Origin of the sequence: Amycolatopsis sp. CA-161197 (assembly GCF_050942255.1) — a bacterium.
In the GTDB taxonomy this organism is placed as follows: Bacteria; Actinomycetota; Actinomycetes; order Mycobacteriales; family Pseudonocardiaceae; genus Amycolatopsis.
In genome coordinates this window covers 10372730-10394896 of sequence record NZ_CP192059.1, presented here as the reverse complement: position 1 = coordinate 10394896, position 22167 = coordinate 10372730, and the positions used below count along the sequence as shown (strand labels likewise).

Sequence of the window (22167 nt, the reverse complement as noted above, 5' to 3'; positions counted from 1 at the left end):
TTACTGAAGTGACCTGGAGGCCCTGTGTCGACGGAACGCGGGCGACTGCTGCCCCTGTTCGCCACTCACCCTGGCGGCCGTTCTCCCCTGACCTGCGAGTACCGCTGCGGCAACGCCTGTTCGCACGAAGCGCCGAACCCCTCGGGCAACGAGTACTTCGGTGACGTCGCGAAGGGCGTGTCCCGGCGTGGCGTGTTCAAGGCCGGCGCCGTGATGGCCGCGGCGGCCGGCGGGTTCGCCGCCCTGTCGGGCTCGGCCGCGGCTTCGCCCGCCCACCCTGGCGGACACCCCGGCGGACACCCCGGCGGCGGCCACCCGCGTCCGGTGCCTGGCACCGACTTCGACGCCGTGGCGCCCAACAAGCTCGACCGCGTGAGCATCCCCGAGGGCTACGACCAGCACGTGGTCATCCGCTGGGGCGACGCCGTGGTGCCGGGGGCGCCGAAGTTCGACTTCCGCGGGCAGACCGCGGCCGCGCAGGCCAAGCAGTTCGGCTACAACAACGACTTCGTCGGCCTGATCCCGCAGGATTCCCTGGGGCTGCGCAATTTGCTCGTGGTCAACCACGAGTACACCACCGAGGTGCACCTGTTCCCGGCCGACCAGTACGACCCGGCCAACCCGACCGAGGAGCAGGTGAAGATCGCGTGGGTGGCCCACGGCCTGTCCGTGGTCCAGACGCTGCGCGACCCGATCGGCGGCGGCCTGCGCACCGTGGCGAGCCCGCTCAACCGGCGCATCACGCTCGACACGATCTTCGAGGTCCGCGGCCCGGCGGCCGGTTCGAAGTACCTCAAGACGTCGGCCGACCCGTCGGGCAAGCGCGTGCGCGGCACGCAGAACAACTGTTCCGGTGGCGTCACGCCGTGGGGCACCGTGCTCTCCGGCGAGGAGAACTTCCACCAGTACTTCGCCAACGCCGACCAGGTGACCGATCCGGCGCAGGCCGCGCGGCTCAGGCGGTACGTGATCGGCACCGGAGAGAGCACGCGCAAGTGGGAGCGGTTCGACAAGCGCTGGGATGTACCGCGCGAGCCCAACGAGCCCAACCGCTTCGGCTGGGTCGTGGAGATCGACCCGAACGACCCGCACTCCACGCCGGTCAAGCACACCGCGCTCGGGCGCTTCAAGCACGAGGCCGCGAACGTGAAGATCACCGCCGACGGCCGCGTCGCCGTGTACTCCGGTGACGACGAGCGCTTCGAGTACATCTACAAGTTCGTGTCGAAGGGCAAGTACAAGAAGGGCACGTCCGCCCTGGCCCGCCGCCACAACTCGGCGCTGCTGGACGACGGCACGCTCTACGTCGCGAAGTTCACCGGCGACAGCCCCGCCGCGGAGATCGACGGCACCGGCAAGCTCCCGGAAGACGGCGAGTTCGACGGCGCCGGCGAGTGGATCCCCCTGGCCAGTGGCAACAAGTCCTTTGTGGACGGATTCACCGCCGAGGAGGTGTACGTCTTCACGCGCCAGGCCGCCGACAAGGCGGGCGCCACCAAGATGGACCGCCCGGAGGACATCGAGCCCAACCCCGTCAACGGCCGGATCTACGCGGCCCTGACCAACAACACCGACCGCGGCGCGGCCGGCAAGGCGGGCGTCGACGAGGCGAACCCGCGCAACGGCAACAAGAACGGTCATGTGCTCGAGTGGGAAGAAGCGCGCGGCGACTCGGCGTCGACGCGGTTCGCCTGGCGCCTGCTGCTGGTCTGCGGCGACCCGGCCACGGCCGACACCTACTTCGGCGGCTTCCCGAAGAGCCAGGTCAGCCCGATCTCGTGCCCGGACAACGTCGCGTTCGACCCCCACGGCAACCTGTGGATCTCCACCGACGGCAACACGCTCGGCGCCAACGACGGCCTGTTCTCCGTGCCCGTGTCGGGTCCGGAGCGCGGGCACGTGAAGCAGTTCCTGTCCGTGCCGGTGGGCGCGGAGACGTGCGGGCCGGTCGTCACCGACCACCTGGTGCTCGTCGCCGTGCAGCACCCGGGTGAGAACGCGGCGAGCTCGGCGAACCCGTCGTCGCACTGGCCCGACGGCGGCACCGCGCAGCCGCGCCCGGCCATCGTTTCGGTGTGGCGCAAGGGCCGCTTCGGGCTCGCCGGCCGCATCGGCGTGCGGTAACTCTTTGGAGTGGCTTCCGCTGCGCCGAACCCGTGCGGAGTAATAGCTTCGGTGGGTGAGGCGGGCAGGAAAAGTCGCGATCGGACGTTCGGCGGGCGCGTCGGCCTGCACCCTGGTGCTGGCCGGTGCGCTCGTCGTCGTCCTTCCGGGTTCCGCTCCGGCAGCCGACACCCCGGCGTGCGGCGGAGTGGCCCCCAACCCGAGCGTCGAGCAGGCGAATTCGCCCGGCGGACCACCGGCGGGCTACGTGTTCACGCCTGCCGCACCCGTGCCGCGCAGCACACCGCCGGACAAGGTGCCGAAGCTCGTCACCGACACCGCGCACGCGTCCGACGGCAAGCTCAACGCGCGGATCCAGACGCCCGACGGCCGCGTCAGCTCCGCCACCCAGACCCTGCCCGCCGCGCCCGGCGGCATCTACACGCTCTCGGCGGCGACCGGTTCCGTCGGCTCGGCGCTGGCCGACCGCGCCAACGCCCAGTCGACCGGCCTGCGCTTCACCGACTCCGCCGGCCGCACGTTGCTGGAGAAGTCGCAGAACGTCACGCACGACGTGCAGTCCGACGGCAAGCTCGCGCGCCAGGACTTCCCCGCGCAGACGGCGCCGGACAGGACCACGTCGGTGGTGTTCTTCGCGACCACCAACCGCAACTGGGTGATGTGGGACTGCGTGAACCTGCAGCTCGCCGCGTACACGGTGAAGCTGGAGGTGCAGAACCCCGCGACCGGCGAGTGGGGCCCGTCGGCCACGATCCCGGCCGGCGAGACCGCGCACTACCGCACGACCGTCACGAACTCGGGCTCGCAGCCGCTGACCGGCGTGCTGCTGAAGGACTCGTGGTGCTCGTCGCTGCCGGGCGCGTTCGACCTGGCCCCCGGCGGGTCGAACGCCGTGCCCTGCGACCACCCGAACCTGGCCGAGAACGACACCGGCCACGTGAACAAGATGCGGATCACCGGCGTCACCTCGCCGAGCGGCGCGCTGACCGACCAGTCGGCCACGGCGTCGATCACCGTGACGCCGCTGCCGCTGATCGACAAGATCGGCGACCGCGTGTGGCGCGACACCGACCGCAACGGCCTGCAGGACGACGGCGAGCCCGGCGTCGCCGACATCCCCGTGACACTCAAGGACGGCGCGGGCGGCACCGTCGTCACTACGAAAACCGCGGCTGACGGCTCGTACCTGTTCGACAAGCGCAAGGACGGGACGTACCAGGTCTGCTTCGACGTCTCGCACCTGCCGGACGGGCTTACCGTGACGAAGCGGGCGGCCGGCGACGCGGCGCGCGACTCCGATGTCGACCCGGCCACGGGCTGCACGGCGGCGTTCACCCTCGGCGGGGCGACGCACGAGAACCTGAACGCGGACCTGGGCCTGGCCCCGCCACCCCCGCCGCCTCCGGCGCCGGCCCCGACGTCGAGCGCTCCCCCGCCACCGCCTTCTCAAACCCCCGCACCTACGGAAACCCGGCCCCCTTCGGCGAGTCCGACCCCTTCGGCCTGACCCGACCACCCCAATGTGGCGTTCGTTGCGTTGAGCGCACCGAACGCCACATTGGGTGCGTTGAGCGTAACCAACGCCGCATTGGGGCGCTTGCCGTCCAACCCCGGATGCGAGACTGGGAAAAGACCACCGGGGAGAGGGGCCATGACGACAGCCACCACCGCCACGACGAAATCCGTGGCGGCGCCCACGCCGTGGCTCAAGTCCCCGACCACATGGCTGACTTTCGCGACGCTGGCGCTCTACGCGTACCTCTCGTGGCGCCGCCGCTGGATGTCGGACGACGGGTTGCTCGTCCTGCGCACGGTCCGGCAGATCCTCGCCGGTCACGGGCCCGTGTTCAACGTCGGCGAGCGCGTCGAGGCCAGCACCAGCCCGTTGTGGACCTGGCTGCTGGCCGCGCTCGGCACGATCCCGGGCCCGGCGCTGGAGTGGCTGTCCGTGGTCACCGGCCTGGTCTGCGCCGTCGGTGGGCTGTTCTTCGCGATGGACGGCGCTCGTCGCCTCTACGACAGCCCGGTCGTCCCGGCGGGGGCGCTGATCGTGTGCGCGCTTCCGCCGTTCCGGGACTTCGCGACGTCCGGCCTCGAAACCGGGCTGGCGATGCTGTGGATCGGGCTGACGTGGTGGCTGCTCGTGCGCGGCAAGGCGCCCAAGGCCACGGCGTTCGTCATCGGTCTCGGGGTGCTGGTGCGGCCCGACCTGGCGTTGTTCAGCATCGTCGCGTTCGCCGCGTTGGTCTTGCTGCGCCGCCCGCGCCTGCGTGCCGGCCTCGGCTGGCTGGGCGTCGGGCTCGCGTTGCCGGTGGCGTACCAGGTCTTCCGCATGGGCTACTACGGCCTGCTCGTGCCGAACACGGCGCTGGCCAAGGAAGCGGGCACGAGCAACTGGTCGCGCGGGTTCGACTACCTGCTCGACCTCGTCGACCCGTACTACCTCTGGCTGCCGATCCTGGCGCTGGCGGTCGCAGCGTTCCTGAGCCGGAAGTCGCGGATCCTCACGCTCACGCCGGTGGCGGGTGCGGTGCTGCTGGCCGCGTACGTGGTGCGCGTCGGCGGCGACTTCATGCACGGCCGGATGCTGCTGCCCGCGCTGTTCGCGCTGCTCCTGCCGGTGATGGCGGTGCCGTTGACGCGCAAGACGTTCGCGCTGCTGGCGGGCGTCGCCGTGTGGTCGGTGGCCGCGGCGGGGTGGCTGCGCGTGCCGTACGCGAACGACCACGCGGCCGTCGGCGTCACCGACGAGCGCGCGTACTGGTCGTGGGTCACCGGGCACGAGCACCCGGTATTGGCGTCGGACTTCCTGGGCGAGCCGGTGATGCGCGCGGCCGTCGAGGCCACCGACGCGACGCGCGCGCCGGCCGTGCTCGTGTACAGCTACGGGGAAAAGCGCTGGTACACGTTCCCGACGGACCGCCCGTACGTCACGCTCGCGGCCGACAGCATGGGCGCGATCAGCAACCTGGTGTCGCTCGACGTGCGCGTCCACGACGGCTACGGCCTGGCCAGCGACCTCGGCTCGCACTCCACGTCGATCCCCGGCGGGCGGCCCGGGCACTCGAAGTGGCTCACCGCGGCGTGGGAGATCGCCGACGCCGGCCGCGGCGACGTCGCAACGGACGGGCAGATGCATGTCTTCACCCCGGCCGAGATCGAAGCCGCCCGGCAGGCGCTGCGCTGCCAGGGCGAGCAGGACGTGCTCACCTCGACGCGCAGCCCGTTGACCTTCGGTCGATTCGTCGACAATTTCGCGGGATCTTTCAGCCGTACGGGCATCCGGTTCGACCGCGACCCCCGCGCGGCGGCGTCCTGCTGACGCTTACGGTGGATCGCATGACCGATCTTCCACTCGCCCTGGTCACCGGTGCCTCGCGTGGCATCGGCGCCGCCGTCGCCCACCAGCTCGCCCCGACCCACCGCCTGCTCCTCGGCGGCCGCGACGAGGCCGCGCTCGAGAAGGTGGCCGCCGAGCTGCCGGGCGCCGCGCCGTGGCGCGTCGACCTCACGGACGAGGCTTCGCTGGCGGCCGCCGCTGCGCAGATCGAGCGCCTCGACGTCCTCGTGCACTCGGCCGGCGCCGCCCGGTTGAACACCGTCGCCGAAGCCACCGCCGACGACTGGCGCGTGAACTACGAGGTCAACGTCGTCGCCGTCGCCGAGCTCACCCGCCTGCTGCTGCCCGCGCTGCGCGCCGCCCGCGGCCACGTCGTCGTGATCAACTCCGGCTCCGGGCGCACTTCCCGCGCCGGCTGGGGCCCGTACGCCGCGAGCAAGTTCGCCGCCCGCGCCTTCGCCGACGCCGTGCGCGAGGAAGAACCGGACCTGCGCGTCACCACCGTGTACCCGGGCCGCACCGACACCGACATGCAGCGCGCGGTCATCGCCCACGAGGGCGGTGAGTACGACTCGGCGCGCTTCCTCCGCCCCGACTCCGTGGCGACGGCCGTGCTCACCGCGGTGAGCGCGAGCCCGGAAGCGCACCTGACGGAAGTGATCCTGCGCCCGCGCTGACCGATCAGGCGCGCAGTCGCGCAGCGGTGTCGGCGACCGACGCCTGGATCTTCGCGCGGTCCACGCGCGTCGGCTCGGCGTCGGCGACGACCTGCTCGCCCGCGACCCAGACGTCGCGCACGCGGCGGGAACCCGCGGCCCACACGAGGTTGGACAGCAGCTGCTCGTCGGGCACGTCCAGGCCGGCCGCGAAAGCCGGGTCGTCGAGGTCGACGTGGACGAGGTCGGCCCAGCGGCCCGGCTCGAGGGCCCCGATGTCGATGCGGCCCAGCGCGTCGGCGCCGCCGCGGGTGGCCATGACGAAGACGTCGGCGGCGGTCAGGACCGTGGAGTCGTCGTTGGCGAGACGGGCGAGCATGGCCGTGAGCTGGAGCTCTTCCCACAGGTCGATGTCATCGTTCGACGCCGGGCCGTCGGTGCCGAGGCCGACGGCGACGCCGGCCGCGCGCAGGTCCTTGATGCGGGCGATGCCCGACGCGAGCTTCGCGTTCGAGCCCGGGCAATGGGCCATGCCGACGCCGCGGGCGGCGAAGAGCGCGATGTCCTCGTCGGACAGGTGGATGGAGTGCGCGGCGAGAGTGCGGCCGGCGAACATGCCGAGCGAGTCGAGCAGCGCCGGCACCGAGCCGTACGCCTTGCGCTGGGCGAGGTCCTCGTTCGCGGCCTCCGCCACGTGGATCTGCACCAGCGCGCCGCGCGCGGCCGCCGATTCCGCGGTGGCGCGCAGGCCGTCGGGGTTGAGCATGTACGCCGAGTGCGGGCCGTAGCCCAGCTCGATGCGGTCGCCGGGGCCGCAGCGCAGGCCGTCGGCGTCGATCCAGCGGTCGATGGCCGCCAGCGACGTGCGCCAATCCGTGCCCGGCAGCTCCATCACCGGCGGCGCCACGAGCACGCGCCCGCCGGTGGTGAGCACCGCGTCCACGAGCTGCTCGCCCTCGAAGTACATCTCGGCGCTGGTCGTGACGCCGTGGCGCAGCATCTCGACGGACCCCAGCAGCATGCCGGTCCGCACGTCCTCGGGCCGCAGCTTCGCCTCGGTCGGCCAGATGATCTCGCGCAGCCACCGCAGCAGCGGCAGGTCGCCACCCATGCCGCGCAGCAGCGTCATCGGGCTGTGCGCATGGGTGTTCACCAGGCCGGGCAACAGGATCCCGCCGAGCCGCGTCACCTCGCCGGTGAACTCGGGTGCCTCGGCGACCGGGCCCACGAACGTGATCCGGCCGCTGTCGTCGACGTCCACGACGGCGTCGCGCAGCAGCGAGCAGGCGGGATCGGCGGGCAGGACGACGGGCGCGTGGAAACGGTGCGACATGCGGAGATAGTACGGGCGTCCCAGACAGCTGTGGTCAGGGTGTCTTCTTGATCAGCTTCCCGTCGGCCCCGACGACGAACCACAGGTTGTCCACACCCTGGCCGTCGATGTCACCGGGACCCTGGTCGCCGACGTAGTAGTACAGCGGCCACACCCCGTACTTCGCCTGCTCGACACCCGGTGTCCGTTCCGTCGCGGTGAGCAGTTTCTGATCCGCGCCCGCGCCCGCGGTGAAATTCTTGCCGCCGGTCAGCGCGGGCCACGTCGCGAGGCAATCGGACTCGCACGTGCTGGTTCCCGTTTTGTCATCCGCGAAGGCATAAAGGGTCCGACCCTCGGAGTCGGTCAGAATGGGGCCGACGCTGGACTGCCCGATCTTCACGGCGCCCACTGGAGCCGGCGTCGACCCTTCGGGTGCCGAAGCAGATCCGCTGGTCGCGGTGCTTCCGCAGGCAGCGAGGGTGCCGAGCAGGGCGGCACCGGCCAGGACGATCGAGACACGCATGAGAACTCCTCCACCGATTCACGTCGAATTCGCGACGAGACACGGCGGGCGCGGCGAAACGGTTCAACCGAATTTTTCCCTGAACCGCCGAACGCCGGATTCCGTGTCGGCTGCGGAATCCGACGTGAAAGGACGAACCTGATGCGAGCACGAATCGCTGCACTGGCCGCGCTGACCGCCGGCCTCGGCCTGCTCGGCGCCGTCACCGCCACCGCCAGCCCGATGCCCGGCACCCCGACCACACCCGACATGCCCGGCATGAGCGGGATGAACATGGACATGCCCGGGATGGACATGCCCGGCCAGGGCGCCTCGACCCCGGCCAAGGCGCCGGCCAGCCTGTCGACGGCCATCCAGCGCTCCCAGCAGAAGCCGATCTTCCTGCAGGCCAAGCTCACCGGCGCCAACGAGGTCCCGGTGGCCGGCAAGCCCGCCGTGGGCGACCCGAAGGGCAGCGCCACCGGCATCGTCGAGGTGCAGGGCGACAAGGTCACCTACGCGTTCTCGTGGAAGGGCATCAGCGCCCCCACTCTCGGCCACATCCACGAGGGCAAGGCCGGGGTGAACGGTGACGTCAAGGTGCCGCTGTTCGGCACCGCGATGCCCGACACCGTGACCGCGGCCGCCGGCACCGCCACGATCACCGACCAGGCCACGGCCGACGGCCTGCGCAAGAACCCGTCCGGCTTCTACCTCAACCTGCACACCAAGGAGTTCCCCGGCGGCGCCGTCCGCGGGCAGCTCACGCCGCTGCGCTCCTCGGTCGACATGCTGAAGCTGCTGCAGGGCGGTGGCCTGCACGCGTTCATGTCCGGCAACCAGGAGGTCAAGGCCGCTCCGGGCGAGCCGAAGGCCGGTGACCCGAAGGCCAACGCCGTCGGCTTCGTCCGCCCGACCGGCACGCAGGTGCAGTTCTCCTTCGCGTGGTTCGGTTTCCAGCCGACGCTCGCCCACATCCACAAGGGGAACTTCGGCAAGAACGGCGCCGTGGTGGTGCCGCTGATCGGCACGACCGTGCCCGCGGGCGTGTTCGCCGTGTCCGGCACCGCGACCGGCCTCGACTCGGCCCTGGTGAAGGACATCGCGCGGCACCCGCTGTCGTACTACGCCAACCTGCACGACGCCGCCTTCCCCGGTGGCGCCGCGCGCGGCCAGCTTTTCTGATCCAGCACTGAAAACGGGGGCCGGCTCACCAGCCGGCCCCCGTTTTCCTTGGCGAGAAAACTCAGTTCACGACCCCGCTGCGCCAGGCCCACGCGGCGATCTCCACGCGGTTGCGCGCCCCGACCTTGCCCTGCACCGAAGCCAGGTGGGTCTTCACCGTCGAGAGCGACAAGTACAGCTCCGCGCCGATCTCCGTGTTCGTCAGGCCACGAGCGGCGGCCTTCACCACGTCGAGCTCACGTGCGGTGAGCGGTTCGGACGGCGGCGGCACCTCGCGCTTGTGCCCGTTGGCGCCGTCGAAGTGCTTGAGCAGCCGCACGGTGATCTGGGGCGACACGAGCGCGTCGCCGCGTTCGGCCGCGCGGATGGCCTCGATCAGCAGCGCCGGGCCGGCGTCCTTGAGCAGGAAGCCGCTCGCGCCGTTGCGCAGCGCGGTGTGCACGTACTCGTCGAGGTCGAACGTGGTCACGACCACGACCTTCAGCGGGTCGGTGACGTCCGGGCCGGCGAGCTGCCGCGTGACCTCGAGGCCGTCGAGGCCCGGCATGCGGATGTCGAGCAGGCAGACGTCCGGGCGCAGCTCGCGCGCCTTGGTGACGGCCGAGACGCCGTCGGCGACGTCGGCCACCACCTCGATGTCGTCCTGCGCGTCCAGGATCATGCGGAACCCCATCCGCACCATCTCCTGGTCGTCCGCGATCAGTACCCGGATCACCCGTCATCCCCGTTCGCCTCGAGTGGCAGCCAAGCTTCCACGCGCCAGCCGCCGTCGGGCCCGCGCCCGGCCGTGAGCCGGCCGTGCAGCAGGGCGACGCGCTCGCGCATGCCGACCAGACCGTAGCCGCCCGACCCGCCGGCCGGTCGGTGAGCCTTCTCCCGGCCGTCGTCACGCACCGACAGGTGCAGCTCGCGGCCGGTGACCTCGGCGTGGACCAGCGCTTCGGTCGCGTCGGCGGCGTGCTTGCCGACGTTGGTGAGCGACTCCTGCACCAGCCGCAGCGCCGAGCGTCCGACCTCGTGCGGCAGGTCCGGCGGCAGGTCCAGCACCAGCGTGGTCTTCACGCCGTGGTTGGCGCCGTCGACGAGCTTGCGCAGGTCGGCGGCCAGATCCGTGGTGGCCTGCTCGCTCAGGTCGCTCGCGCCGGCGGGCGCGTCGCCGCGCATGCTGCGCACGAGCCGGCGCATCGCCGCGAGCGCTTCCGTGCCCGCGTCCTCGATGCGGCCCATCGCCTCGAGCGCGAGCTGCGGGTTCTTCTCGCCCATCATCCGCGCGGCTTGGGCCTGCACGACGATGCCGGTGACGTGGTGGGCCACCACGTCGTGCAGCTCGCGCGCGAGCGCCATCCGCTCGGTGGTCTGGGCGTCGGTGACCGCGGCCTTCATCACCTGCGTGCGCTCGGAGTCGCGGGACCGCAGGAACATCCCGATCGCGATCGCGATGCCGAGCAGCAGGCCGGCGACCACCACGTACGAGCCGATCTCCTGCGGATCGCTGAGCACGGAGAAGGTCGACCGGTGGGCGTTGAGGATGGTCCCGATGGCCACCACCGCCGACAGCACCGCGATCCTCGGCCACGCCTTGACCAGCGGCACCGCGCGGACCAGGGTCACCACCACGCCGATCCCGGCCACGACCTGCGTCGGCGGGATCCCGGCGGCTATCCGGTACTCGTAGCCCAGCCGCAGCCACGGCGTCACCAGCGCGGACAGCAGCATCAGTCCGGCGACGCCGAGCATCGCGTCGCCCGGCCGGCGCGGCGAGAGCACCGCGACCACGGCGGCGCCGATCGAGCAGAACAGCACCGGGAACCCGGAGGCCCCGCCGTCGTAGGTGAACCCGAACTCGAACAGGAGCGTGATCGCGAGCAGGCCGATCAGCGGCCACTGCCCCATCGCCAGTGCGTTCACGCGCCGCAGGCGACGCAGCCGCTGCTCGCGCTGCACGGTCCGGGTGCGGCCCGAAACTCCGATCACCACCGCCGCGATGAGCAGCACGCTGCCGAAGAGCAGGGCCTGCGCGATCGTCGAGTACGAGAGGTCACCGTACGGGTACCGCCCGAAAACCGCGATCAAAGCGCCGACCACGAGCGAGCTGATCGCTGCGAACGCCACGCCCGGGCGGACCTTGCGCGCGGCGTAGTAGACCATTTGGGTCCCCGCCACGACCTCGGTGATCGAGAGGTTCGCGAGCACGCTCGAATACGCGGGCGCGTGCAGGTAGCGGATGAAGATCGTGAAGAACGCCAGCGCGAACGCCCCGACCATCGCTGCCACGGCAGCGCGCCGGCGAGCCCAGATCGCGCACCCGGCCATCGCGAAGATGCCAGGCAGCAGCTCGAAGTCGACCCAGCGCGGCCCGATCTCGTCGAACGCCGCGTTGGTCACGAAAGCGAGGTCGAACATCAGCGCCGAAAGCAGCACCACCACGGGCATGCCGAGGCGGCGCACGACCTCGGTCACGCGCGTGGAAAAGGAGGAAGACGGCGGAGCTTGGGACACAACCGAACGGTAGAGGATCTCGGGCCGCGCGCACCTTGGCCAGGTGGTTCGAGCCGCATCGGCCGATCGGCCGATGCGGGTGATCGCCGGACTGGCCGTCTGCCCGAAGTGGACACCGGCCCCGATCCGTGAAGGTGGTTCCCGACAAGCCGATGATCAACGAGGGAGAAGCACCCGGATGAGTAATCCACAGTGGACTTCCGGCCCGGTGCTGTCGGGGCGGGGGCTGGTGAAGCGGTACGGCGGGCAGTACGCGCTGGCCGGTATCGACATCGACATCCAGCCCGGCGACGCGGTGGCCATCGTGGGCCCGTCCGGGTCGGGCAAGACGTCGCTGCTGCACGTGCTCGCGGGCATCCTCCGCGCCGACGGCGGCGAGATCCACCTGATGGGCCGGCGCATCGACAACCTGAACGAGAAGAAGCGCAGCGAGCTGCGGCGCACGGAGTTCGGGTTCGTCTTCCAGTCCGGGATGCTCGTGTCCGAGCTGACGGCCGAGGAGAACGTGGCGCTGCCGTCGCTGCTCGCGGGCAAGGCCCGCCGGGAGTCGATCGCCGCGGGCCGCGAGTGGCTGGCGCGCCTCGGCCTCGCCGGCAAGGAGCAGCGTCGTCCGGGTGAGCTCTCCGGTGGTGAAGCCCAGCGCGTGGCCATCGCCCGGGCGCTCACGCATCGGCCGAAGGTGATCTTCGCCGACGAGCCCACCGGCGCCCTCGACACGCGGACCGGCCGCGAGACCATGCAGGCGCTGCTCGGTGCCGCGCAGGAGTCCGGCGCCGCCGTGATCGTCGTGACCCACGACCGCGAGCTCGCCGAGTCGATGCCGAAGACCGTGGCCATCCGCGACGGCCTCATCGCGGCGGCGTCTCAGCAAAAGAGGTTGGCGGTATGAACTCGCTCCAGCTCGCCCTGCGCGTGCTCCGCGTCGACCGGCGGACCCGCACCTCGGCGATCCTCACCGCGGTCGGCGTCGCCGTCGCGACCGGGCTCGTGCTGCTGCTCGCGTCACTGCCCTTCGCGACGCAGGTGCGCGAACAGCGCGGCATCTGGCAGTCGTACTACAACTTCGACACCAGCGGCACGCCCGTCATGCTCGTCACCGGGGCCAAGGACTACTTCCACGGCCAGGAGATCATCCGCGTCGACGTCGCGGCCACCGGCAACACGGCCGGGGTGAAGCTGCCGGCCGGGATCCCGAAGCTGCCCGGACCGGGCGAGACGCTCGTGTCGCCCGCGCTGGGCCGGCTGCTGAACAACACGCCGGCCAACCAGCTCGGCGACCGGTTCGGCAAGCCCGTCGCCGCGCTCGGCGACGAGGCGCTGAAGTACCCGGAACAGCTCGTGGCGCTCGTCGGCCACAGCGAGCAGGAGCTCAGTGCAACGGAGGCCGAACGCGCGACGGAGGCCGTCGCGCAGCCGGTGAGCGCGTTCCCGGACCAGAAGGCGAAGGCGGATCCGCTGCTGACGCTGCTGGCTTGGGTCGGCATCATCGTGCTGCTCGTGCCGAGCCTGGTGCTCGTCGCGTCGTCGGCGCGCCTGACCGCGGCCCGGCGTGAACGCCGGCTCGCCGCGATCCGCCTGGCGGGTGCGACGCCGGGGCAGGTCACGTCCATGGTCGCCGGGGAAACGATCCTGTCCGCGGGCGTCGGGGCCCTGCTCGGCCTGGGGATCAGTCCGGCGCTGCACGGCCTGGCGAGTTTCGTCCCGTGGGACGGCGGCACGTGGCTGGCCACGGACTTCACGCTGCCGATCCCGCTCGCGGTGTTCATCGTGATCGCCATCCCGGCGCTCGTGGTGCTGGCCGGCGTGCTCGGCCTGCGGCGCGTGCTGCGCAACCCGCTCTTCGCGACCGGCGGCCACACGGTGAAGCCGCTGCGCTGGTGGCGCCTGCTCGTGCTGCCGGTGGCGGGCCTGTTCTTCCTCTACGCCGTGGTCGGCTCCCGGGACGGCGGCTCGGCCGACATGGTGCTGGTCGGACTGTTCCTGCTGATCGCGTCGGCGATCGTGGTCGGTCCGTGGGTGACCTCGGCGGTCGGCGGTACGTTCGTGCGGGGCTGGCGCGGACCGTCGGCGCTGCTGGCCGGGCGCCGGCTGCGTGACGACCCGAAGGGCGCCTACCGCGCCACGGCGGGCATCGTGCTCGCGGTGTTCACCGGCTCGATGGCGCTCACGCTGCTGCCGTCGTTCGAGTCGCTCGCCGGTGGCGGGCGGACGTACGCGGACTCGGTGCTCTACGCCGACAGCACCCCGGACAAGGCCGCGGCCGTCGTGGACCACGCCAACTCGACACTGGCCCGCTACGGCCAGCAGGAACGCGCGATCGCCGTGGGCCAGGTGTACCTCGAGCAGGGCACCGGCAACGAGCGGTCGTACCAGCGGGCACTGGTGATGTCCTGCGCCGACGCGGCCCGGCTCACCCGGCTGGGGATCACCGCGGCCGACTGCAAGCCCGGCGTCGGGCTGTACGCGCCGTACGAGCTGAACCCCGCCGAGTACCACGTGGTCGGCGACCCCGAGCCCAGCGACCCGGGCCAGCCGCTCGGCTCGGTGCCGGTCGGGACGTTCAAGATGAGCGACAACGTGAGCAGCTCCTACCTGCTCGACCCGGCCGCGGTGCCGGCCGGCGTGAAGCTCGGCGCGGCCACCGTGATCGCCCCGACGACGGACGCCGACCGCGAGATCGTCCGCACCGCCCTGGCCTCGGCCGCGACGGGCGCGGAGGTCGGCAGCCGCGACCAGTACCTCTACGACCAGCAGACGCAGCTCTCGGACCTGCGCCGGGTGACCGTGATCGGCCTGGTGGCCGCCGGCATCCTCGCCGGCTGCAGCGCGGCCGTCGCCACGGCCGGCTCGATCATGGACCGGCGCCGGACGTTCGGGGCCCTGATGGCGGCCGGCACCCCGGTGAAGGTGCTGTCGAGGGCCCTGCGCATGGAGACGGCGCTGCCCGCGCTGGTCGCGACGATCGGCGCCGGCGTGGTCGGCATCCTCGTCGGGATCGGGCTGTTCAGCACGGCCGGCGAAGGCGGCGTCGTGTTCAGCCCGTGGATCTTCGCCCCGGTCGTGCTCGGCGTCGGGGTGGCGCTGCTCGGAGCCTCGATCTGCACGCCCGCCCTGCGGCGCGTGCAGGCGGAACCGCTGGCCGACGAGTAGCGGGCGGTCCGCCCTTCACGGGGTGGGGCGGACGCCGGGGGTGAAAAAGGGGGAGAAAAGGGCCGCTGCCGGGGGTGGGAACCCGGCAGCGGCCCTTTTCGAAGACCTTTTTACGACAAATTGTCAGCGTTTCTCGAAAATGAGGTCGTGTGACACGCGGCCTTCGGCGTCGGCGCGCTGTTCGAACTTCGTCCGCGGCCGCCATTCGGGCCTCGGTGCCCAGCCGCCCGGTTCGTCCGCGTAGCGGTTGCGCAATGCGGGCTCGGCTGAACACACTTCCAGCATCTGCTCGGCGTAGTGCTCCCAGTCGGTGGCGAGGTGGAACGTGCCGCCCTCCGCGAGCCGCGACGCGACGAGAGCCACGAAGTCCGGCTGCACGATCCGGCGCTTGTGGTGGCGCTTCTTCGGCCACGGGTCCGGGAAGTACAGCCGCACGCCGGCGAGCGCACCGGGCTTGACGTGCTCGGTCAGCAGCACCACCGCGTCGCCGTGCATCAGCCGCAGGTTCTCGACGCCGAGCTTCTCCGCGCGCAGCATCAGCTGGCCCAGGCCGGGGTCGTAGACCTCGGCGGCCACGTAGTTGAGCTCGGGCGCGGCCGCCGCGAGCTGCGACGTCGTCTCGCCCATGCCGGAGCCGATCTCCAGCATCACCGGCGCCTCGCGGCCGAACCACTCGGCGAAGTCGACGGGTCCGGCCGGCAGGTCGGCGACCGTGCGGCCCAGCTGCGGCCAAAGTTCGTCCCAGGCACGCTGCTGGCCGACGGTCATCCGGCCGCCGCGGTTGACAAAGCTGACCACGCTGCGCAGCCGGGGCTGGTCCTCGTTCTCCACCCCGACAAGATACTGATCCGGCCAAAAGCAGGCCGACCCCCACGCGGCACGTAACCGTTGCAACGAAGCCATTCGGCCGTGACTGTGATCGGATCAGTATCCATCGGCGCGGCCGGGCGGGTCAGCGGACGGCTTCGAACTCCCCGAGCCGGGAGCGCAGTCCGGCGAGCCCGGACACGGCGATCGGGTGCGGCGTCGTGCCCGTGTGGGCGGGCAGCACGTCGATCCAGCCGGGATGGCGATCGGTGTTCAGCACGGTCGTCGGGACGGAGTGCCCGGACTTCCCGCGCTCGGACGGCATGAACTCCCAATAGCCCGATTCGCCGTCGGCGGCCCAGGGCACGAACTCCCAGCCGGAGCGGCGGGAAAGCAGTTGCTGGATGCGGTCTTCGATGCGGAACCCGAGCTCACGCGACTCGAGCCGCCCGCTCGCGACGGCGCGCAGCCACCACGGCGCGGGCACCGGACCCTGCATGCCGCTGGCTCTCCGGTAGAGGGCGAGCACCAGGTCTTCGGCCGCGCGGTGCACCCACGCCTGGCGCAGGTCGCCGGGTTTCATCGCGGGCTGCGCGAACCGGGGCAGCTCGATCGCCTGCGACCATTCGAGGTCCAGCATCGGTTCGAGCCGGGGTTGGGGCGCCGCTTCGTTGTGGCTTTGGGGGGCCGCTTCGGTGCGGGCCGAGGGAATGGGACTCATGAGCCCCTGACCAGCGTCCACCGTCAAGGTTCACCTCCGGGGAGCTGAGACGGACGAGCACGCTCTTGATCTCGAATATCCTGGGGACTTTGCCAGTATGTCCGCTCCCTGTGAGAGAAGCCACAACGACTTAACGCGGTCTTAATCCGTTTGCCTCGTGGACACCTGTTCTGCACGTGCAGATTAACGCGAATGTGCTCTCGTCAGGCGTCGCGGCGGTTCGCGGTCACCACGCCGGCGACGAAGAACGCGAGACAAATGCCGCCGAAATACGCGAGGTAGCCCCACGGACCGAAAGCGGGCGTCATGTTCAGCGCCGCTTGCGTGAAATCCCCACCGGCGAACTGCCCGGCCGCGAAGAACGGCAGCCACGGGTAGACGTCGGGGCCGACGCGCGGGATCAGCAGCACCAGCCCCTCCACGAGCTGGGTCCAGACGAGCACGAGCGTCAACGCGAGCGCGGTGCTCCGCAGCAGCAGCCCGACGCCGACGCCGAGCAGCCCGGTGAGCGCGAAGGTCACCGTCTGCCCGAGCACCAGTCGCCAGTCGCCCGCGGAGTGCAGCGCGAGGTCCGCGTCGGGGCGGATCAGCGCCGCGATGCCCCACGAGCCGACTCCCGCGAGCAGCCCGAGCACCGCGCAGACGACCACGACCACGGTGCCCTTCGCGAGCAGCGCGGGCACGCGCGTCGGCACGGCCTGGAACGTCAGCCGGAGCGTGCCCCAGCTCGCGTCGGAGGTCGCGGTGAGCACGGCCAGCACCAGCGCGACCGTGCGGCCGATGCCGGTGGCGAGCTGGGTGTTGCCGACGCTCGCGGTGACCTCCGAACCGGCGAGCGCGAAGAACAACGTCGTGAACGCCAGCGGCGCGAGCACCGAGAGCGCGCCGCACCACCAGGGCGCGCGGGTGGAGAAGAGCTTGATCCGTTCGGCCCGCAGCACGTTCACCGGGCACCTCCGCTCGTGAACTCGGCCGTCTGGCCCGTCAGCTCCAGGTACGCCTGCTCCAGCGACCCGGCCAGCGGGCTCAGCTCGTGGAGGGTGGCACCGACCGTGAACGCGACCTCACCCACGGTGTCGCTGTCCACTTCGGACACCACGAGCGCATCGCCCTCGTCGGTGAACGTGATCCCGCGCTCGGTCAGCGCGGTGCGCAGGGCGCCGGCCTGGGGCGTGCGCACGCGGACACCGCGGGAGCCGGCGCGGTGGACGAAGTCGGCCATGGTGCCCTGGTAGGTGAGCCGCCCGCGGCCGATCACCACGAGGTCCTGCGCCGTCTGCTCCATCTCCGGCAGCAGGTGGCTCGACACGAACACGGTGCGGCCGTCGGCGGCCAGCGAGTGCATCAGCTGCCGGACCCACAGCACGCCTTCGGGGTCGAGACCGTTCACGGGCTCGTCGAACAGCAGCACCTTCGGGTCGCCCAGCAGCGCGGTCGCGATGCCGAGGCGCTGCAGCATGCCGAGGGAGAACTCGCCCGCGCGTTTCTTCGCGACGGACCCGAGGCCGACGAGGTCGAGCACCTCGCCCACGCGCCGCTCGGGCAGGCCGTCGGTCGCGGCGAGCCAGCGCAGGTGCTGCCGGGCGCTGCGGCCGGGGTGGCGCCAGGTCGCGTCGAGCAGGGCGCCGACCGTCCGGAGTGGATCAGCCAGCTGCCGGTAGGGCTTGCCGTCGATGTGCGCGGTGCCGGCCGTGGGCGTGTCGAGACCGAGCAGCAGCCGCATCGTCGTCGACTTGCCGGCGCCGTTCGGGCCGAGGAAGCCGGTGACGCGGCCGGCTTCGGCGGTGAAGGTGAGGTCGTCGACGGCCAGGGTTTCGCCGTAGGACTTGGTCAGCCCGTGGGTCTCCAGCACGCGGGCACCCTACCGAGCCGAGCGCGTGCCGAAAACGAAAAGATCCGGGTCGCCCCCCGAATTGGCGACCCGGATCTTTCTTCTATCCCCTTTTTCCCCCGTTCAGCCGGTTTCGGCCCCCGCCGCTTCCGCCCGAACGTCCCTGTGGTGGGTCTTTCGTCAGGCGTCGCGCTTCTTCGCGACGCCGATCGCGATGGCCAGGAGCACGATCGCGATGCCCGCGAAGTAGGCCAGCGACCAGCCCTGCGAGAGCACTGCGTCGGACTGCGGCGGGCCGCCCCGCGTCGCCCCGCCGCCACCGCGGAGGAACTTCTCCGCGACGTTGAACGGCAGCCATTCGTGGATCTTCGGGCCGACGGTCGGGATGAGCTGCACCAGGCTTTCCACGGCCAGCACGTAGATCAGCAGCAGCGCGATCGCGCCGGCGCTGTGGCGGATCAGGATGCCGACCGCCACCGCGATCACCGCGGCGAAGGCGAAGAGCACGCCGACGCCGGCGACGTTGATCCACTCGGCCGAGGTGTCGAGCGCCAGTGCGTCCGACGGGCGGATGGCGTAGCCCAGTGCCCAGGCGCCGAACGCGCCGACCTCACCGATCACGAGCGAAAGCAGCGCGACGACAGTGGCCTTGGCGATGAGCACCGACGTGCGGCCCGGCACGGCCTGGAACGTGGTGCGGATGGTGCCGAAGCGGTACTCCGTGGTCACCGAGAGCGCCGCCAGCACCATGATCACGGCGATGCCGAACTGGTAACCGAACTGGGTCGTCGCGACGTCGATGGTCTCGTCGCTCGACGCCGCGCTCGCCACGAGCGCGGAGAAGCCGGCGGTGAGGACGATGGCGATGAGAGCGCACCACCACGGTGAGCGGGTGGTGAACAGCTTGATGCGTTCGACCGCGAGCAGAGTCATGGTTCTTTTCCCCGGAATCCTTGTCGTACGAGTGGTCGTCAGCGGGCGGTGGGCTGAAGGGCTTGCTGCGCCTCGGCCTCGAGCCCGGTGTGGTACTCGACGGAGTCGCCGGTGATCTGCATGAAGGCCTGTTCGAGCGAACCGGTCTGCGGGCTCAGCTCGTGGAGCACGACATTCGCGGAAGCCGCGAGCTCGCCGATCTTGGCACTGTCCATCCCGGACACGATGAGCGCTTCACCCGAGTCGGTCACCTGGGCGCTGGCGCGCACCAGCGCCTCGCGCAGCACAGGCAGCTGCGGCGAGCGCACCTTCACGGTGTTCTCCGCGGCGCGCGCCACGAACTCCTCGGTGGACGACTGCGCGATCAGCTGACCCTTGCCGATCACCACGAGCTCGCTCGCGGTCAGCGCCATCTCCGAGAGCAGGTGGCTCGACACGAACACCGTGCGGCCGTCGTCGGCCAGGCGGTGCATGAACTTGCGGATCCAGAGGATGCCCTCGGGGTCGAGGCCGTTCACCGGCTCGTCGAACAGAAGCACCTCCGGGTCGCCCAGCAGCGCGCCCGCGATCCCCAGCCGCTGCGACATGCCGAGCGAGAACCCGCCGGCGCGCTTGCCGGCGACGCTGGTGAGACCGACGACGTCGAGCACTTCGTCCACACGCGACGCCGGGATGCGGTTGGACTTCGCCATCCACGTCAGGTGCGCGCGGGCCGAGCGGTTGGGGTGCACCCACTTCGCGTCGAGCAGCGCGCCGACGGTGCGCAGCGGGTCCTTCAGCTCGTGGTACTTCTTGCCCCCGATGCGGACCTCGCCGCCCGTGGGGTTGTCCAGCCCCAGGATCATGCGCATGGTGGTGGACTTGCCGGCGCCGTTCGGGCCCAGGAAGCCGGTGACCTTTCCCGTGGCCACGCTGAACGACAGGTTGTTCACCGCCAGCGTGTTCCCGTAACGCTTGGTGAGACCTGATGCCTCGATCATTCCTGCTCCCTCGTTGACGGCTGTGCCGCTGTACCCGCAACATCGTGACCGAGCGAGACCGGTCTTCGCGTCATCCTGTGGGTCGAACTCGTCACCCGACCTGAGTAGTACCCAACCGCTCCGGCGGTGGATGTGCGATCGGTGAAACCCCTGAGACGACCCTGAACTTCAGCGTCCGAAATGGATCAAGTGGATCAAGACCTCAGCCGAGGCCGGGGCGCGCGAGGCCGGTCTCGTAGGCCAGCACCACGGCCTGCACGCGGTCGCGCAGGTCGAGTTTCGCCAGGATACGGCCCACGTGCGTCTTCACGGTGGCTTCGGAGAGGAAGAGCGTTTCCGCGATTTCGAGGTTGGACATGCCCTTCGCGATGAGCACGAGGACTTCGCGTTCGCGGTCGGTCAGCACGTCGAGCTCGCTCGCGTCACGCACCGGGGAGCCGCCGGCGCCCACGAAGCGGTCGAGCAGCCGCTTGGTCACCGAGGGTGACACCACGGCGTCGCCCGAAGCCACCGACCGCAAAGCCGACACGAGGTGGTCCGGTGGGGTGTCCTTGAGCAGGAAACCCGACGCGCCGCCCTGCAAGGCCGCGTAGACGTACTCGTCGAGGTCGAAGGTGGTCATCACGAGCACCCGCGCGGTCCCGGCGGCCACGATCTGCTTCGTGGCCTCCACCCCGTCGAGCACCGGCATGCGCACGTCCATGAGCACGACGTCGGGCCGCAGCTCGTCGGCCAGGCGGATGGCCTGCGCGCCGTCGCCGGCCTCGCCCACCACGTCGATGTCGGACTGCGCGCCCAGCACCATGCGGAAGCCGACGCGCATCAGTTCCTGGTCGTCCACGACCACCACTTTGATCACGGCGCCAACCTAACGGGCAGCACGGCCCGCACCTGCCACCCACCGGCGGGCGCGGGGCCCACCTCCAGCGTTCCGCCGTACACGTTCGCGCGCTCCCGCATCCCGATCAGCCCGTTGCCGCCCGCGACCTGCAGCCGTGGGGTCTTCTTCGACGGCGCCGCGGCACCCACCGTCACCTGTTCGAGCTGGCGAGCGCGGCCGGCGCCGTCGTCGCGGACGAGCACCTCGACCACGTCGCCGGTCTTGCTGTCGCCCTTGCGGTGCACGTGGACCTCGGCCCGCGCACCGGTGCCGGCGTGCTTGAGCGTGTTCGTGAGCGACTCCTGCACGATGCGGTAGACGCCGAGGGAGACGCCGGCGGGCAGGTCGGCGAGGCCTTCGCCCACTTCGAGGTCGACGGGCACGCCCGCGCCGCGCATGCGTTCGGCCAGCTCGCTCAGCGCGTTGGCGTCGGGCTGCGGCACGCGGGGCTCGCCGTCGCCGTGGTCGCCGCGCAGCACCTCCAGCAGCCGGCGCAGCTCGCCGAGCGCGCCGCGGCCGGTTTCGGAGATCGTGTGCAGCGCGCGCCCGGCCAGCTCCGGGTTCGTGGGCAACGCGAGCGCCGCGCCGTCGGCCTGCACCACCATCACGCTCACGGAGTGGGCGACCACGTCGTGCAGCTCGCGCGCGATGCGGCCGCGTTCCTCGGCCACGGCGATGCGCGTGGCCTGGTCGCGTTCGGTCTCCAGCAGGTGCAGGCGGGCTTCCACTTCCAGCTGGTACGCGCGCCGCGCCCCGACGAACTCGCCGAGCGTCCAGCACAGCGCGATGCCGAAGGCGGTGAACAGCGCGTTGCCCAGCCACGGGGTCGACTTGTCGGTGAACACCTCGACCCCGGTCATCAGCACGAGCGCGCCGACGTAGATCAGCCCCTGCTTGCGCCCGATGTAGACGAGGATCGAGTACAGGCTCATCGCCAGCGCCGCGACGGAGGAGAAGCCGAGCGACAGCGCCCCGTGCGCGATGGCGACGAAGAAGACCACGTAGGCCGAGACCAGCGGCTTCTTCCGCCGGAACACGAGCGGCGCCACCATGGCGACGTCGATCGGCAGCGTGATGAACCACGGCGGCGGGTGGTTCTTGGTCCCGACGGTGCCGCCGACGAACAGCACGAAGTCGATGAACAGCAGGACCACGGCGAGCAACGTGTCCCCCGCCATGGGGTGGGCACGCATCCAGAGGCTCAGCCGTCGCACCCGACAAGATTAGGTCGGTACTCGGGCACG

Annotated in this window: 19 protein-coding genes; 7 read left to right on the top strand and 12 right to left on the bottom strand. The window is 71.1% G+C overall.

Annotation, left to right across the window (positions count from 1 at the left end):
• Positions 1-24: 24 nt before the first annotated feature.
• The 4 genes from ACQPXB_RS49270 (at position 25) to ACQPXB_RS49255 (ending at position 6141) form a co-directional block, all read left to right on the top strand.
• Positions 25-2124: a PhoX family protein gene (locus ACQPXB_RS49270; RefSeq protein ID WP_432848987.1), complete on the top strand. Its 2100-nt coding sequence runs from the start codon at positions 25-27 to the stop codon at positions 2122-2124.
• A 55-nt stretch (positions 2125-2179) separates the two neighbouring features.
• Positions 2180-3631, top strand: coding sequence for an SdrD B-like domain-containing protein (locus tag ACQPXB_RS49265; RefSeq protein WP_432848986.1), 1452 nt, complete (start codon positions 2180-2182; stop codon positions 3629-3631).
• A gap of 144 nt (positions 3632-3775) precedes the next feature.
• Positions 3776-5446: a hypothetical protein gene (locus ACQPXB_RS49260; RefSeq protein WP_432848985.1), complete on the top strand. Its 1671-nt coding sequence runs from the start codon at positions 3776-3778 to the stop codon at positions 5444-5446.
• Positions 5447-5463: 17 nt separating this feature from the next.
• On the top strand, positions 5464-6141 hold the full coding sequence (locus ACQPXB_RS49255; RefSeq protein WP_432848984.1) for an SDR family oxidoreductase: 678 nt from the start codon (positions 5464-5466) through the stop codon (positions 6139-6141).
• A 4-nt stretch (positions 6142-6145) separates the two neighbouring features.
• Here ACQPXB_RS49255 and ACQPXB_RS49250 read toward each other — a convergent pair whose 3' ends face one another.
• Entirely contained in the window at positions 6146-7453 is a 1308-nt protein-coding gene (locus ACQPXB_RS49250) for an amidohydrolase family protein (RefSeq protein ID WP_432848983.1), read from the bottom strand.
• A 34-nt stretch (positions 7454-7487) separates the two neighbouring features.
• Positions 7488-7958 (bottom strand): COG4315 family predicted lipoprotein, encoded by a 471-nt coding sequence (locus ACQPXB_RS49245; RefSeq protein WP_432848982.1) that lies wholly within the window; start codon positions 7956-7958, stop codon positions 7488-7490.
• 141 nt (positions 7959-8099) lie between these two features.
• On the opposite strand from ACQPXB_RS49245, the gene ACQPXB_RS49240 reads away from it, so the two are divergent.
• Positions 8100-9122, top strand: a complete 1023-nt coding sequence (locus tag ACQPXB_RS49240) for a CHRD domain-containing protein (protein WP_432848981.1) — start codon at positions 8100-8102, stop codon at positions 9120-9122.
• Between the two features lie 61 nt (positions 9123-9183).
• Here ACQPXB_RS49240 and ACQPXB_RS49235 read toward each other — a convergent pair whose 3' ends face one another.
• Positions 9184-9837 (bottom strand): response regulator transcription factor, encoded by a 654-nt coding sequence (locus tag ACQPXB_RS49235; protein ID WP_366579993.1) that lies wholly within the window; start codon positions 9835-9837, stop codon positions 9184-9186.
• Positions 9834-11621, bottom strand: coding sequence for a sensor histidine kinase (locus tag ACQPXB_RS49230; protein ID WP_432848980.1), 1788 nt, complete (start codon positions 11619-11621; stop codon positions 9834-9836). Before ACQPXB_RS49230 ends, ACQPXB_RS49235 begins: the two co-directional genes overlap by 4 nt.
• Positions 11622-11799: 178 nt before the next feature.
• Between ACQPXB_RS49230 and ACQPXB_RS49225 the strand changes: the two genes are divergently transcribed.
• Complete coding sequence (locus ACQPXB_RS49225) at positions 11800-12510, top strand: ABC transporter ATP-binding protein (RefSeq protein ID WP_366579997.1); 711 nt, start codon at positions 11800-11802, stop codon at positions 12508-12510.
• Positions 12507-14771 (top strand): FtsX-like permease family protein, encoded by a 2265-nt coding sequence (locus ACQPXB_RS49220; protein WP_432848979.1) that lies wholly within the window; start codon positions 12507-12509, stop codon positions 14769-14771. The genes ACQPXB_RS49225 and ACQPXB_RS49220 overlap by 4 nt, the downstream gene beginning before the upstream one ends.
• A 123-nt stretch (positions 14772-14894) precedes the next feature.
• On the opposite strand, the gene trmB is transcribed toward ACQPXB_RS49220, so the two are convergent.
• The 8 genes from trmB to ACQPXB_RS49180 form a co-directional block, all read right to left on the bottom strand.
• Positions 14895-15602: a tRNA (guanosine(46)-N7)-methyltransferase TrmB gene (trmB, locus tag ACQPXB_RS49215; protein WP_432848978.1), complete on the bottom strand. Its 708-nt coding sequence runs from the start codon at positions 15600-15602 to the stop codon at positions 14895-14897.
• Between the two features lie 121 nt (positions 15603-15723).
• Positions 15724-16299 (bottom strand): hypothetical protein, encoded by a 576-nt coding sequence (locus ACQPXB_RS49210; protein ID WP_432848977.1) that lies wholly within the window; start codon positions 16297-16299, stop codon positions 15724-15726.
• A 203-nt stretch (positions 16300-16502) separates the two neighbouring features.
• The gene (locus tag ACQPXB_RS49205; RefSeq protein ID WP_432848976.1) at positions 16503-17246 is read right to left on the bottom strand and encodes a hypothetical protein; all 744 of its coding nucleotides are present in this window, start codon (positions 17244-17246) and stop codon (positions 16503-16505) included.
• Positions 17243-18151 carry an ABC transporter ATP-binding protein gene (locus tag ACQPXB_RS49200; protein WP_432848975.1) on the bottom strand — a complete coding sequence of 303 codons (909 nt, stop codon included), beginning with the start codon at positions 18149-18151 and terminating at the stop codon, positions 17243-17245. The genes ACQPXB_RS49205 and ACQPXB_RS49200 overlap by 4 nt, the downstream gene beginning before the upstream one ends.
• A 159-nt stretch (positions 18152-18310) precedes the next feature.
• Positions 18311-19063: an ABC transporter permease gene (locus ACQPXB_RS49195; RefSeq protein ID WP_432848974.1), complete on the bottom strand. Its 753-nt coding sequence runs from the start codon at positions 19061-19063 to the stop codon at positions 18311-18313.
• A gap of 38 nt (positions 19064-19101) precedes the next feature.
• Complete coding sequence (locus ACQPXB_RS49190; protein ID WP_366580008.1) at positions 19102-20043, bottom strand: ABC transporter ATP-binding protein; 942 nt, start codon at positions 20041-20043, stop codon at positions 19102-19104.
• 202 nt (positions 20044-20245) lie between these two features.
• A complete protein-coding gene (locus tag ACQPXB_RS49185) occupies positions 20246-20902 on the bottom strand; it encodes a response regulator transcription factor (RefSeq protein WP_366580010.1) in 657 nt (218 codons plus the stop codon).
• Positions 20899-22116, bottom strand: coding sequence for a sensor histidine kinase (locus ACQPXB_RS49180; RefSeq protein ID WP_432857178.1), 1218 nt, complete (start codon positions 22114-22116; stop codon positions 20899-20901). Before ACQPXB_RS49180 ends, ACQPXB_RS49185 begins: the two co-directional genes overlap by 4 nt.
• Positions 22117-22167: the final 51 nt, after the last annotated feature.